Source organism: Paenibacillus sp. NPDC058071, from assembly GCF_042885235.1.
Classification (GTDB): Bacteria; Bacillota; Bacilli; order Paenibacillales; family Paenibacillaceae; genus Pristimantibacillus.
This window is the reverse complement of the sequence record NZ_JBHVSK010000003.1, coordinates 444,979-459,015: the sequence shown is the minus strand read 5'-3', so window position 1 is coordinate 459,015 and position 14,037 is coordinate 444,979. Positions and strand designations below refer to the sequence as shown.

Genomic DNA, 14,037 nt, shown 5'->3' with positions numbered 1-14,037 from the left:
ACGATGCAATACAAATTCGTCTGGAGGCATATATATGAATGTTCAGAAGTTGAAAATAGCGGTTACTGGAGCTAATGGGCAGTTGGGCAAGGAGCTTGCCGAATGGAACACTGAAAATTTGAATATTGAAATCATTGGTTTTGGGCGGGATACGCTTAATGTAACAGATCTGGAAAATTGTCGTGTGGTGTTGGCTCAGCATCGTCCTGATGTCGTCATACATTGCGCTGCATATACTGCGGTAGATCAAGCAGAGTCCGAAGCAGATACGGCCTTTCTTGTTAATTATTCCGGTACTCGCAATATTGCTATTGCCACGAGGGAAATAGGGGCAAAGCTTTGCTACATTAGCACAGACTACGTTTTCGATGGAAAAAGTTCGATTCCATACAATGAATATGATCTTACGAATCCTCAAACTGTTTATGGAAAATCAAAACTTGCAGGGGAAAATTCGGTTCAGACACTGCATGATAAGTTTTTTATTGTTCGTACGTCTTGGGTATTTGGCAAGTATGGCAACAACTTTGTGAAAACTATGATTAAGCTTGGAAGCGAGCGAGATCAGATTTCTGTTGTAGCCGACCAATTAGGTTCTCCGACATACACCTATGACTTAGCACAGTTTCTACTTGAGCTTGTACAGACCGAGTATTACGGAATATATCATGCCTCCAATTCCGAGGTTTGCTCCTGGTTTGATTTTGCGAATGAGATATTCCAATTATCCGAATTGAATCCTCAAGTAATTCCTTGCACAACGGAGGAGTTTCCAAGGCCGGCACCGAGACCAGCTTTTTCCGTTATGGATCATACTGCAATTCGGATACATGGACTTCAGACGCTGCGTACATGGAGAGAGGCATTGAAACACTTTATGCAAATGCAGTAAGGGTAAAGTTTCAAAGTGACTAGGGATTTGTTTATTGAAATAGGAGGTAGCAATAGTTGAATATTTTTTTCAAGAATGAATTAAAAGCTACAAAAAAGGATTATTTGATATTATCTCTAGTTATAATTGGCTCTTTACTGCAGTTGATTTATTACATTAAACAAAACAGTATAGTTAATTATTATGATGAGACTAGATATTATGAAATCAGTAAAATCATATTAGAGAATGGACTATTCAGTATCACTGATGAATTACGTACTTACTTGTATCCTTTATTAATTGCATTAATCCATGTATTCACCGATGGTAATGTGGTTAACGTAAAAATTGCTTTTAGTATATTTCAATATTTAATCTATGCTATTACAATCTTTGAGATTTCCAAATTCGCATTTCGTATAGCTGATCGTAAATTAATATTTCATAGTATTATTTTTTGTGGTTTGTTGAATCCTTATTTGATACAAGCAACCACTCTTTTCTTAACTGATATACTAGCAACTTGTTTAATAATGATATCTCTAATCTACTTAATTAAATCTGATCTTAATAAAATAAGTAATGGTGCTGTAGTCGCTATCACTTTATACAGTTCGGTGTTGATCAGACCTTCAAGTGCCATATTTATGATTTTATTTTTATTGATTGGTCTATATAGATTACTTAAACAAAAAGATTTCAAGCCTTATAAGTTTATTGCTGTTGGGTTAGTCTGCTTAGTTATTTTTTTACCTCAAATCTATATGAATGTTACAAAGTTTAATCATTTTACACCGCTCATTCATTTAAATTTGTTTGAACAACAATCTATATGGGCTAGTCAGTATTTAAAATACAGCACAGTAATAATTGAAGGAGAAACTCCACAGCTGTATTTTCCATCGCCCTGGATACTTGAGAGCAATATGAGCATTTACAAACTAGCTTTCCATAATTTTGGTGCATTTTTGACTGTAGTAAGTTCCCACCTCTTTGGGATGTTGGATTGGGGTTATGTTGATGCATATGTAAAAAATCTGGACGGCACTACCAGACTTTTACCTAGTGTTTTACTTTGGCTGAATTGGTTATTGATATTTATTGGAGTATATCAGTTCAGAATAAAACGAAAAGAAAGCTTATTTATAATCAATTCGTTATTATTTGCTTCAATTTGCTATACATTGTTTATGTCAATGACTGCAATTGAATCAAGATTTGGGTACCCATCATATTTGTTGTTACTAGTACTAGCAGGCTTTGGACTTGAGTATTTAATTGAAAATAGAAAGAGAAAAAAACATATCATAACTATTGGAATAGCGATGATTCTGCTTGTTTGTTTCGTTTTTTATATTAGCTATCTTATTGATATGCAAACAGGAAGAATTACCTGGTTTTAAGCCATCATTCGATATGAATTGATTGAGATGTGAGGGATAATGGTTGAGTTATTTAAAATCAATAAACTATCGAATTTGGATTTTTTTCATATTTATAGCAATAATAGCATGTGGATTTCTGCCTTTTATAGTAGGGGATAAATTTTTTGTTTATAAGAGCTATGGAGCTGATTCCTTATGGTCTTATTGGCCATTAAAACATATTTCACTAGATTGGCTCCGTTCGAATGATAAGGGAGGATGGCTCTGGGAATTAGGATTAGGTACTAATATTTTTGCTATTCAAGGTACCTTGTTTGACCCGTTTAACCTCTTTCTTCTTCCATTTAACAGTAGATTTATTCCAATAGGGTTTCTAATAACGGCAGTATTAAAGTTTGGTATCGCCGGATTTATGTTTTATCGGTGTATGATTTTGAGAGGTAATTCGAATAATGTTTCAGCTCTAACTGCTTTAATTTTAACCTTTAATGGTTATGCCGTCTTGTGGAGTTGTTTGGATGCAAACCTTACTGTTTATGTATTTATTATTGGTATTTTATTTGGCTATGAATACTTTCGAAAAAAAAATAAATCGTTTTTTTTAGTTTTATTCGTAGCTCTGCTTGCTGCCAACTCTCCTTATTATACTTGGATGGCTGGTTTGTTTTTTATCGTATATGTTTTAATTGATTCGTTTTCTTTGTCCTTGATCACTAAATCGATAAAACATTTACTGAAAACTGCAATTTGGGTTATTTGCGGGGTAAGCTTGGTAGGGATCTTATTTATCCCTGGAGTCTATATCTTATTTGATAATCCTCGCCTAACAGGTGGAGTATTACCTAGCTTAATACCCGGATCAATTGCAGATTATACAGGTTTTATTCTTAGGGGGATAAATACAAATATATTGCCTGCTGAATTTGTTCCTGTAAGTTATTTTAGTGGACCATTGTGGACAACCAGCATTATTGTATTAATCACATTGCCTCAATTGTTTAGAAAAAGATTTCATTCTAAAACTATGGCTATCATTATGTCAATTTGCTTCCTTTCCATTTTATTTACTAATATTACAATTCCTTTGTTTAATGGATTTAGTCAAGAAACCTATCGGTGGAGCTGGTTCTTAATTATCCCTATTCTAATGGGGGCGGCCAAGGTATGGTCATCATGGGAGAGCGGGCAACCTTTAAGCGGCAAACTGCTGTGGGTAGGCTGGAGTAGCATTACCATCCTATGGATATCAGGGTTATTTTATCTTAACTTGATTAAGAAAGTTGATTTGAGAGCTGCCGGAAATGAAGCTGTGGTCTATTCCAACATTTTTTTAGCTTGTTTATTACTCGCGATTGTTATGATTATCATCTTACGTGAGCGTGTAAACAAAAAGACATTTGCTACATTAATCACGATATTAGTGGCAGTTGAATTGGCCTTTAGTACAAGTGCGACTTTGCAGTCGAGGCAACCCATGCAATCCAGTGACTTTGAAACAACTTATTATGATGGAACCCAAGAAGCGGTTTCGCAAATTGCAAAACTTGAGGAGGATCGATCCTTTTATCGTATAGATAAAGACTATCAATCTGTATTTCTAGACGATGCACCAATTCAAGGGTTTAAAGGAGTCAAATCCTATTTGTCAAGTAACAACCCTGCTTACTTTGCATTTAGTGAGATAATGGAGGCTAATCCTCATTATAATTTTATTTATGGATTTGACGGTAGGCCTAATATTCAATCTTTGCTTGGTGTGCATTATTTAATTTCACGTAACCAAACTGAGGTTGCAGGGTACCAGATGATAGGTCAGGAAGGTAATTTATATATTTACGAAAATGTACATTCATTGCCTCTCGGTTTTGTATACTCAAACAGGCTGCTGGTAGACGAGTTTATGAAACTTGATGTGGGAAACAAAGAATTAGCTATACTAAATGCCGCTATTGTAGGAAAAGGAATGGCAACAAATTTACCAGCAGTAACAGGCTTTTTCGATCCAGAAATAGCAATCTCTAAATTAAATGAAAGCCCCCTCGTACCAAATCGAATTGATCGAAGTCACGTATCAGGCGAAGTCAACATAAATGAACAGGGGATGCTTTTCTTATCCGTACCGTATGATAGAGGCTGGAAGGCTTGGATAGATGAAACGCCGACACAAGTCAAAAACATTAACATGGGATTTATAGGTCTGGAAGTGGCCCCTGGTAAGCATAACGTTGAACTGCGCTATGTGCCTCCAGGTTTTTATGTCGGACTTTGGGTTACCAGTGCGGTTGGTTTGGTATTGTTGCTAAGATACATATATCTTAAATTAATAAGTAAGAGGAAATAATATGGATATTGATTGGAAAATGGTTTAAAAATATGCCAGGCTCTGATACAATTCTATTAGGTTCCTATTATAAAGCAATGGAATGCGGGTGAATCTGGTGAATGCTTAGGCAAAATCAAAAAATACTAACGCAGCTATACGTACTTGCCGATTTGCTTTGTACGTTGGTTGTTTTTCTAGTTGCTTATTGGTTGAAATTTCAAAGTGGTTTATTGGACTACGTTAAATCGGTGCCCTTCTCGACTTATTTGCTATGGGGAACGATTTATTCATTTTCAGCTGTCGTAATAGGTTTTTACTTGCAATTTTATGCGCCAAAGCGGCGTAAGAGATATACATTGGAAGTATTGAAGATTGTACAAATTCAAACACTCAGTTTTTTAGGGTTGCTAAGTTTGTTTTATTTCACGAAAGAGATACATATCTCTAGGGAATTTCTCGCCATATTCTTTATTATGAATGTCATGGTCATTACGATTTATCGTTTTATGGTGAAGAAGACGCTGTCGGCATTTCGCCGGCGCGGTTTCAACAAACGCTTCGTACTCATTTTAGGAGCGGGTACGGTTGGCCGAAGCTTTTATAACAACTTGAAGAACTATCCAGATCTTGGCTATGAAGTGGTAGGGTTCTTAGATGACTACCAATCAGAACACGCGGAAGAGCATCGTGAAATGATGCCGATTCTAGGATCACTCGACGAACTGCGTGCACAGTTGAATCGTCATCCGATTGATGAAGTCATCATCGCGCTTCCGCTTGACGCACATAAGAAATATGCAGAAATTATCGAAATTTGCGAGCATGCGGGCGTGAAGACGCTGATCATTCCGGATTATTTCGATTTGCTTCCGGCAAAGCCGTTTTTCGATAATTTTGCCGGTATTCCGCTCATTAACGTGCGGGACGTTCCGCTTGATGAACTGAGCAACCGCATGCTGAAACGGACGTTCGATATCATATTCTCGCTTGCGGCGATTTTAGTGACCTCGCCGATTATGCTGGCTGCCGTCATCGGCATCAAGCTGACTTCCCCGGGGCCTATCTTATTCAAGCAGGAACGGGTTGGCCTAGACCGGAAAACGTTCCACATGTACAAATTCCGTTCTATGCGAGTATCTACTGCTAAAGTGGCAGATACGCAGTGGACGGTAGAGAACGATCCGCGAAGGACGGCCTTCGGCAGCTTCTTGCGCCGTACGAGTATCGACGAGCTACCGCAATTTTTTAATGTCCTGTTTGGACATATGAGCGTAGTCGGTCCAAGACCGGAAAGACCATTTTTCGTTAATCAATTTAAAGAAGAAATTCCGAAATATATGGTCAAGCATCAGATTCGTCCGGGCATTACCGGTTGGGCGCAAACAAACGGCCTGCGCGGCGATACATCGATCCAGGACCGCATTCTTCATGATTTGTTCTATATCGAGAATTGGACGTTCTTATTCGATATTAAAATCATTATGAAGACGATTGTGAAAGGGTTAGTTAACAAAAATGCCTATTAGACAGCAAGATGAACTAACGAATCCACTCGTTTCCGTTATTATCCCATCGTTAAACGCAGGTCCGGCATTCACCGAATTGCTTGAGAAGCTGAACGATCAAACTTTACGCCCGCACGAGATTATCGTGGTCGACTCTTCGTCGGAGGACGGCACGCTGGAGCTTGCGCACCAAGCGGGTGCGAAGACGATAAATGTGCTTCGCAGCGAGTTCGATCATGGGGGAACCCGCAACTTCGCAGCTTCCAACGCTATCGGAGATATTCTCGTGTTTATGACACAGGATGCCGTGCCTTGCAACGAACGTATGCTGGAGGCGCTTGTCGCTCCTATTGTCGCTGATGCCAGCGTTTCGTCGGCTTACGCCCGTCAGGTAGCGTATCCGCAGGCAAGCTTGCCTGAACGGCTAGCAAGGGAAGGCAATTACCCGCAGCAGTCTACAATTAAGTCGAAAGCGGATGTCGAGCGGCTCGGCATCAAAACGTTTTTCTGCTCGAATGTCTGTTCGGCAATCCGACGGGACGTCTTCAACGAGATGGGACGTTTTCCAGCTCCAGTTATTTTCAATGAAGATTTATTTATGGCTGCCAAGTGCATTATGGAAGGCGGCTACAAAGTAGCCTACGCGGCGGATGCTGCCGTATATCACTCGCATGACTACACGATTCGCCAACAGTTTAGGCGGTATTTCGATAACGGTGTGTCCATGCGTATGAACGAGTGGATCCTACGGTACAGCGCGGTTGGACGAGCCGGTACGGGCTTGCTGCGAAAGCAGCTTTCTGGCCTCTGGGCTGGACGTTCATGGTATTTGATTCCGAAGCTGATACTCGAAACGGCAGCAAAGCTGGTCGGTTACAAGCTTGGACAGCATTATCATCGTTTACCTAAAGCACTTTGCAGAAGGTTCAGCATGCACAAGCAAATATGGCTGTCGCTGGAGACGAGGCAAGAACGCTCGCTCGGACAATGAAGAAGCATCGGCTTCCCGCTATGGGGAATTGATGCTTCTTTTTCCATTTTCGCGTATAGCCCCGCATATCCCCGACCACACTAGAAACATTTCGCCGAATCGCCTTTTGGCAATTCGCGACTCCACCGCACGAGGCCTGGAGGGGCGCGACGGCTGCCGATCATACGCCGCAGGAAGGGAGGGGCTGTCCATGGGCTGGCTCGTTGCGGGCATTTTATTTTCCTTTTTCTATACGCTCCAGACGGCAATTATTCTTTGGGCGGAGAAGCCACGGCCCGCTAAGATGGCGGCTTGGCTTGTGATCGCCTATGCGGCGCCGCTGATCGGGTTCGTCTTCTGGCTGCTGGCAGGCCGGGCCGGAAATAGCCTAAGCCGAACTTCCAACAGGGTCGGATTTGATACGGCGCTTCGTCGTTCCCGCAGCGCAATTTCGCCGTCCGCGACAGGCAATAAGCAGTTTGACGAGGAGGAAAAGCTGTCTCGTCTGCTGAACGCAACGATTCGACAGCCGCTTACGTTCGGCAACGATACAGTCGTGCTGACCAACGGTAAGGCTTACTTCGGAGCGCTGCTGCAAGCGATTGATGAAGCCGAGCACCACATTCACTTTGACTACTATACATTTCGCGACGATGATATCGGCGGCAAAATAACGGCGAGACTTGCGGATAAAGTCGCAGCAGGCGTTGAAGTGAGGGTCCTATTTGATAGGGTCGGTAGTATAGGCTTGCGTAGGAGGGCCGTTCGAAAGCTTAAAGAAAAGGGGATTCAGGCCTATAGCTTTTTGCCGCCAGGCGCTACGTTCGGCAGAAGGTGGCTGAACAACCGCAATCATAGCAAAATAGCTGTTATTGACGGTCGAACGGCATTTGTAGGAGGAATGAATATTGGCGACGAGTATTTGGGCAAAGACCGGCGGCTTGGCTTTTGGCGAGATACGCAGCTGAAGCTCAAAGGAGATGCGGTATATTGGATCCAAGAGTTGTTTCTCAAGGATTGGGAGCTTGCGTCGGAGGAAAAGCTGATTCCCGATACTTACATGCCTGATCGGGACAGTGAACCGGATGTCGATAGCGGCGAGGCGGTATGGATTGTATCTAGCGGACCTGATGAACCGGGTAAGCCCATATTAACCGCAGCGCTTGGCGCCATAGGTGCAGCCAAAACGAGCATCTGCATGTCTACGCCTTATTTTATTCCGGATGAGAGCTTGCTTGCTGCGATCTGCACAGCTGCACGAAGCGGAATCGATGTCCGCCTTATCATTCCTGGAACAGCGGATACCCAGCTTGTGCTGTGGGCGACGCTCTCTTACGTGGAACGTTTGCTGGAAGCCGGAGTACAGGTCTACCGCTATCAAAAAGGCTTTATTCACGCCAAGGTGCTGCTTGTCGACCGGATGATTGCATCGGTGGGTACGGCGAATATGGATATGCGCAGTCTCCACAGCAATTTCGAGCAAAATGCGCTGCTGTTCGGAGAATCGACCATCGACAGGCTCTATCGCGATTTTGAGCAGGATGTGAAGGATAGCGTGCAGCTAAAGCTTGAAAGCTTTAAAGAGCGATCAGGCAGGCAAAAACGGAAGGAAGCGTTCGCCCGATTGCTTTCCCCACTCTTATAAGAAAACGGCAGATCCCAGGATCAATTCATCTCGGGAACGGCCGTTTTTTTTATTGGCGTTTGCCGCCTATGAAATCGAGCAGCCGGTCGAGGGGCTGGGGAGAAACGCTGTCGATCAAATCTCCTTTCAGCTGCAATCTTTCGCCGATATTCAGCAGATGAAAGTCGGAAGGCCGATAAAGGCCGCTTTTTACCTCGTCCCATAACAGAGGAGTCGATACGGGAGCACCCGGTCTTGCTCTTGGCGTATAGGGAGCGGCGATTGTTTTGCCTGCATAGTGCTGCAAATAATCGACATAGATCAGGTCGCCCCTATTTTTTTTCAGCCGTTCTATTGTGAATAGTTGGGGATGGGCGCCCGCCAAATATTCGCCGATGAACTGCCCTAAAATACGAAGTCGATCGAAGGTTAAGCGACCCTGCTCGATAGGCACGATAATTTGAACGCCGGTCGCTCCGGACGTTTTCGGAATCGAATCGACGCCAAGCGAATGAAGCAGATCGCCGACAAGTCCCGCAGCTTCCATAATGCGCGGCTCCTCCTGCAGCGAGGGATCGAGGTCAAGCACCCATTCGGTCGGATGCTCCGGCTCGCCGATCCGGTCGAACGAAGCATGGAATTCGAGACAGGCTAGATTGCCCAGCCAAAGCAAGGTCGGCACATCCTCAAGCCGCACATAATCGATATCGCCGAGAGTGGCTACGGAGACGAAGTCGGGCGCAGGAGAAGGGCAATTTTTTTGATAAAACGATTTGCCTGAGATACCGTTTGGATAGCGAATCGTCGTCAAGTACCGGTTCCGGCAATGCTTCAACAGAAACGGAGCCAGTACTGCCAGCTTTTCTAAGTACACGAGTTTCGTGATGCCCTGCTCGGGCCAAAGTAGCTTGTCTGGATTGGATACGGCGATTTCATGGCCGTCGCAAGTGACGACAGCTTGTCTGGTGGAGCTCATCGGGGTCTCCCGGCCGTACGGGGAGCGGAGCTTCCTTTTTCGGTGTTCTGTGTGGAGGGCGAGCCGAAAGAGACAAGCTTTGGATGGCGAAGCAGTCCGGCCGATGTGATTTCGAGACCAGTCACCCGGCAAGCCATTGGAGCGGGCAGCCAAACGATTTCCTCGCCTTTCAAATCGGCGGGCAGCATATCGAATGGCATGGGCCACAACGGTATGGCATCAGGTTCGCCGAAACGGAGCATCGTCCCAATGGCGTCACGCATCGCCTCGGTGAGACCGAGCGAGACGCTTCCAAAGTAACGCCCGTCTTCATTTGCCATCACGAAGCTTGCGGCACGCCCGTCGCGCCGTTTGACGCCTACAATGCCGACGTCAAGCACGAGCGCGGTCTTCTTTTTCAGCCAGTCGTCATGCTTTTTGTCCGGCTTATAAGGGCTGCTTAAACGTTTGCTCACAATGCCTTCCCAACGCATGCTACGGACCCAGTCCCATAATGCTTCGCCATCCGTATAGACGGCGGTGGTAAGCAACTCGCGGCCGCCGATTGGTGCTATTTTCGCTTGCAGACGATCATGGCGTTCACTGAACGGAAGACTGCGCAAATCATGGCCGTTCTCGTACAGCAGGTCGAACAGTACGTAAAAAATCCGCCCCTGCACGCTTCGATAGTCTGGCTCCGCTTTTCCAACCTCGTTAAGGCTAACGTGTTCCGAAAGTAGCACATGTTCGGCATCGGTCTCCGCTTCCGTTTGCTTCTCGAGATCAAGCCCGGTCTGAATGTTCGAAGGCTCGCCGTATGGCAAGGAAGAAGAAGATGCGTTTACTCCGCTTCGCTCCCGTTGCAGCACTTTCTGGAAGCTGGGCTTAGCCCCGTCCCAATAAATAACCTCTCCATCCAGCACGCATTCACTAAGGTAAGCGGCATGTCCGGATAAGGCGCGAAGGACTTCGGGATAAACGTCGTTTTTAGGCAGCAGCTTCCGGGAGTAGAGCTGCACGTTTCCGCTAGCGCTGATATCGGCGAGTATTCTTACACCGTCCCACTTCAATTGATAGGCCCATTCGCTGGCGGCCGGAATGCGGCCATTAGTTATCGGAGCCATCGGTGAGCCGCCAAGACGTTCGATAAAAGACAGATCCTTCTCCGCGCTCGCGGCCATTACGATACCGTCTCTTTCTTCTCTTTGGATGATCTAGGCTTGCGCGGCTTCGGCAGCTTAGGCTCGGTGCCGTCTGCAGCTGTTGTATTGGCGGCCGCCTGCGTCGTCGTCGCGGCAGGCTTTTCCCCAGCTCCCGTATCGAGTCCCGCAGTGCCGCCCGGCGGCAGCTTGGCCGCTTCCAGACTGGCTTGCAGCGCGGCCATCAGGTCGATCACATTGGTTTGCTCTTGCTGAGGTGCTATACGAATCTCTTCGCCCGCCACTTTGCGGTTAATAAGGTCGATCATTTGGCTCCGGTACTCGTCTTCGTATTTGGTCGGTTCAAATGGCGTGGATAGCTGTTCAATAAGCAGCTTGGCCATCGTCAATTCCTTGTCATTTGCTTCCGAAGGCTTCGGCAGTCCAGGAACCTGTTCAATCGAACGAATTTCGTCAGGATAAAAGATCGTTTCCATCGCTAGGCAGTTATCGATGACGCGTATCGCTGCCAGGCTGCTTTTGGAGCGGATGGATATTTTGGCGATACCGATTTTTCCGGTTTGGTTCATGGCCTGAAGCAGCAGATTATAGGCGTTTCCACCGGCTTGATCTGGCGATAAATAATACGTTTTCTGAAAATAGATCGGATCGATTTCCTCCAAAGCGACAAAATCGAGAATTTGAATCGTCCTCGACTTTTCCCCGGCAAGCTGGTCGAGCTCTTCTTTTTCAAACAAGACGAAATGGCCTTTGTCGTATTCATAGCCTTTCACGATGTCATCCCATTCCGCCTCGACATCGCAGTTTGGGCAGCGGCGAACGTAAGCGATCGGGCCGCCGCAGGTCCGATGAAGCATGCGCAGCGAAATATCTTTGTCCTCCGTAGCTGAAAACATTTTAACCGGAACGTGCACCAGCCCGAAGCTGATCGCTCCTTTCCAGACGGTATGCATCTGAAATCATCCTCTCCGTTTCGTTATGTTTCTTGTTTTTCGAACGATGTCTCATGGTACTTAGTGTTGCCGGAATGAATGAAATCCAGTCTTTACGGGCATATTTTGCTGGAGCGCACCACGAGAAAGGACGGAGGAGGAAACAAGAAATGAGCGATTCGAATAAACGCACCGACTGTAACGGCGATAATTGCAACGAGGGCCGCGACGATTATTTTATGGATATCGATCGTATGGTCAACGAAGGATTGGGAGGCGGGCAAGTAACGTTGCATAACGGCCTAATCGAGGAAACAACTACCGATACGATGGATTTGGACCGCAAAAATCCAGACAGCATCGAGCTGGAGTAGAAGGGAGACGTTCGAAGATGGACGCACAGCGAGCAAAGCAGATTTACGATTCTGAGACAACGATTGGCGTTTCGCTGGATGGCGAGAAAGCGGTCTGGATTGAGAACGTGGACGTCGAGAACGGCATGGCGACGGTGCAGGTCGGCTCTGATCCGCTCAATACACATACGGTGTCAGTGGACCGTCTTAAGGAAGACTAACGACAAAGAGAGAGTGGTCTTTTCGCGAGCATCTCTCGGCACACGTAATGGCACTGAAGACACCGTGAGTCAGGGCGCAGCACGATGACGGTGTCGGCGATTGCACACGAGTGAATATGAAAAGCCTGTTTCCCATACGGCGCATGCAAGGACAATGCGCCAAACGGAGAAACAGGCTTTTCTTTGTGTGCAAGCTCATCCGCCGAAAGCTTCGCGAAAAGCTTGGCGCAGCCGGTCACCGTCGACTTCCCAGAGCGCGGCGATTTCCTCGCTTACATTTTCGTCCCACCAATCGGCAAGAACTTTGCGGTTGCTTTCGTGCTCGGCAATCCATACCAAATTTAGAATGACCTTCTTGAAGTAGATTGCTTCCGCTTGTTCAAGCTTTTCCTCGGGAACCCATACCTTCATTCGTTTAACCGTACGGTACAGCTCGTTGCTGCAGGCTCGCCTTATTTTACGCGCGGTCGGCAGGCCCGAAGCGTGTTTTTGTGCGGATTGTTTCATGTTTTTGAGTCTCCTCCAAAGTTTTGCATAGCAAAACTTACTTCGAAAGCATGCGCTTAATTTTTTGCGAAGCAAAAAATTGCTTCGGAAGCATAAACTCAAAAGTTTTGCGCAGTAAAACTTACTTCGAAAGCATACGCTTAAGTTTTTTCGGTTCTTCATCAAAATCAGTTCTTGACGGCAAAGAAGAGAGTAGCGAAGGGTCAGAGGGATTCTGGAGAAACGGCAGTGGTCGCTTTTAAAGCATGATTCCTACCTCAAACCTCAATAAAATAAAGGAATCAGGCTTTAATGGCGATCGGAAGAACCCTCTGACCCGCAGCGCTTCCACTCACTTATAGTCAAGCACTGATTCCGGTTTTGATCCCAAAACTGCCTCGAATGCAGCAGCTTCCTCTATCCATATGTATGCGCCCGCACAGGCGGCGGTCACACAGCGCCGAACCAACGGTACAACTACGGCGCTGCTGCCCGCTTCTTTTTCCGAATACCGCTAATGGCCAAGCCATATATATCTTTAGTACAAGGTGATAGCTCATTTAAGGTCTAATATGGTAGAATACAGGCGGGAATACCTGATCGCGGAGAAAGGTTGAGGACATTGTGATGGATTTCATTTCAAATTTGCTGCACCAGTTGCTGTTGTGGATCGAGAGTCTCGGTTACTTCGGCATTCTTATCGGATTGATGATTGAGGTCATTCCAAGCGAGATTGTTCTAGGCTACGGCGGTTATCTAGTCTCGAAAGGCGACATTTCCTACATAGGAGCCGTTATATTCGGCACGATCGGAGCGGTGGGGCAAAACTGGATCTTGTATGCATTTGGCAGATTTGGAGGCCGCCCGCTTGTCGAAAAGTACGGCAAGTACATCAAGATCAAGCCAAAGCATGTGGATACCGCTGAAAATTGGTTTAACAAATATGGAGCTGGCATCGTATTTACAGCTCGATTCGTGCCAGTTATGCGGCAGGTTATTTCCATTCCGGCTGGAATGGCGAAAATGCCTTTCGGCTTGTTTACGCTGCTAACCGCGCTTGCTTCGCTGCCGTGGTCGCTTTTGTTCGTTTATTTGGGCATGTCTTTGGGCGACCAATGGGAGAAGATTGATGAGAAGGCGGGAGCATATGTGCAACCAGCGATTCTAATCGCCATCGCGCTGCTTATCGTTTATCTCGTATTCAAATTTGTGCGTTCGCGCGGCAAATCGGTATAATAAAAGAATAGGC

Annotated in this window: 13 protein-coding genes; 9 read left to right on the top strand and 4 right to left on the bottom strand. The window is 45.6% G+C overall.

Annotated features, from left to right (window positions below):
• The first annotated feature begins 34 nt into the window (after nt 1-34).
• The 6 genes from rfbD (at nt 35) to cls (ending at nt 8,702) form a co-directional block, all read left to right on the top strand.
• On the top strand, nt 35-892 hold the full coding sequence (gene rfbD / locus ACFVTB_RS07565; protein WP_387746936.1) for a dTDP-4-dehydrorhamnose reductase: 858 nt from the start codon (nt 35-37) through the stop codon (nt 890-892).
• 56 nt (nt 893-948) lie between these two features.
• A complete protein-coding gene (locus tag ACFVTB_RS07560; RefSeq protein ID WP_387746933.1) occupies nt 949-2,277 on the top strand; it encodes a glycosyltransferase family protein in 1,329 nt (442 codons plus the stop codon).
• A gap of 43 nt (nt 2,278-2,320) precedes the next feature.
• A complete protein-coding gene (locus tag ACFVTB_RS07555; RefSeq protein ID WP_387746931.1) occupies nt 2,321-4,600 on the top strand; it encodes a YfhO family protein in 2,280 nt (759 codons plus the stop codon).
• A gap of 101 nt (nt 4,601-4,701) precedes the next feature.
• The gene (locus ACFVTB_RS07550) at nt 4,702-6,108 is read left to right on the top strand and encodes an undecaprenyl-phosphate glucose phosphotransferase (RefSeq protein ID WP_387746929.1); all 1,407 of its coding nucleotides are present in this window, start codon (nt 4,702-4,704) and stop codon (nt 6,106-6,108) included.
• Nucleotides 6,098-7,078, top strand: coding sequence for a glycosyltransferase family 2 protein (locus tag ACFVTB_RS07545; RefSeq protein WP_387746927.1), 981 nt, complete (start codon nt 6,098-6,100; stop codon nt 7,076-7,078). The genes ACFVTB_RS07550 and ACFVTB_RS07545 overlap by 11 nt, the downstream gene beginning before the upstream one ends.
• A 190-nt stretch (nt 7,079-7,268) precedes the next feature.
• Complete coding sequence (gene cls, locus ACFVTB_RS07540; RefSeq protein ID WP_387746925.1) at nt 7,269-8,702, top strand: cardiolipin synthase; 1,434 nt, start codon at nt 7,269-7,271, stop codon at nt 8,700-8,702.
• A 49-nt stretch (nt 8,703-8,751) separates the two neighbouring features.
• On the opposite strand, the gene ligD is transcribed toward cls, so the two are convergent.
• Genes ligD through ku form a run of 3 tightly spaced genes read right to left on the bottom strand, consistent with a single transcriptional unit; the run spans nt 8,752 to nt 11,749 of the window.
• Nucleotides 8,752-9,657, bottom strand: coding sequence for a non-homologous end-joining DNA ligase (ligD, locus tag ACFVTB_RS07535; RefSeq protein ID WP_387746923.1), 906 nt, complete (start codon nt 9,655-9,657; stop codon nt 8,752-8,754).
• Entirely contained in the window at nt 9,654-10,817 is a 1,164-nt protein-coding gene (locus tag ACFVTB_RS07530; protein WP_387746921.1) for an ATP-dependent DNA ligase, read from the bottom strand. Before ACFVTB_RS07530 ends, ligD begins: the two co-directional genes overlap by 4 nt.
• A complete protein-coding gene (gene ku / locus ACFVTB_RS07525) occupies nt 10,817-11,749 on the bottom strand; it encodes a non-homologous end joining protein Ku (protein ID WP_387746919.1) in 933 nt (310 codons plus the stop codon). The genes ACFVTB_RS07530 and ku overlap by 1 nt, the downstream gene beginning before the upstream one ends.
• Before the next feature lie 149 nt (nt 11,750-11,898).
• Between ku and ACFVTB_RS07520 the strand changes: the two genes are divergently transcribed.
• Together ACFVTB_RS07520 and ACFVTB_RS07515 are read left to right on the top strand one after the other, a co-directional pair.
• The gene (locus tag ACFVTB_RS07520) at nt 11,899-12,102 is read left to right on the top strand and encodes a hypothetical protein (RefSeq protein WP_387746917.1); all 204 of its coding nucleotides are present in this window, start codon (nt 11,899-11,901) and stop codon (nt 12,100-12,102) included.
• 17 nt (nt 12,103-12,119) lie between these two features.
• Complete coding sequence (locus tag ACFVTB_RS07515) at nt 12,120-12,302, top strand: H-type small acid-soluble spore protein (protein ID WP_387746915.1); 183 nt, start codon at nt 12,120-12,122, stop codon at nt 12,300-12,302.
• A gap of 195 nt (nt 12,303-12,497) precedes the next feature.
• On the opposite strand, the gene ACFVTB_RS07510 is transcribed toward ACFVTB_RS07515, so the two are convergent.
• The gene (locus ACFVTB_RS07510; protein ID WP_387746913.1) at nt 12,498-12,809 is read right to left on the bottom strand and encodes a dehydrogenase; all 312 of its coding nucleotides are present in this window, start codon (nt 12,807-12,809) and stop codon (nt 12,498-12,500) included.
• A 606-nt stretch (nt 12,810-13,415) separates the two neighbouring features.
• On the opposite strand from ACFVTB_RS07510, the gene uptA reads away from it, so the two are divergent.
• The gene (gene uptA / locus ACFVTB_RS07505) at nt 13,416-14,024 is read left to right on the top strand and encodes an undecaprenyl phosphate transporter UptA (RefSeq protein ID WP_387746911.1); all 609 of its coding nucleotides are present in this window, start codon (nt 13,416-13,418) and stop codon (nt 14,022-14,024) included.
• Nucleotides 14,025-14,037: the final 13 nt, after the last annotated feature.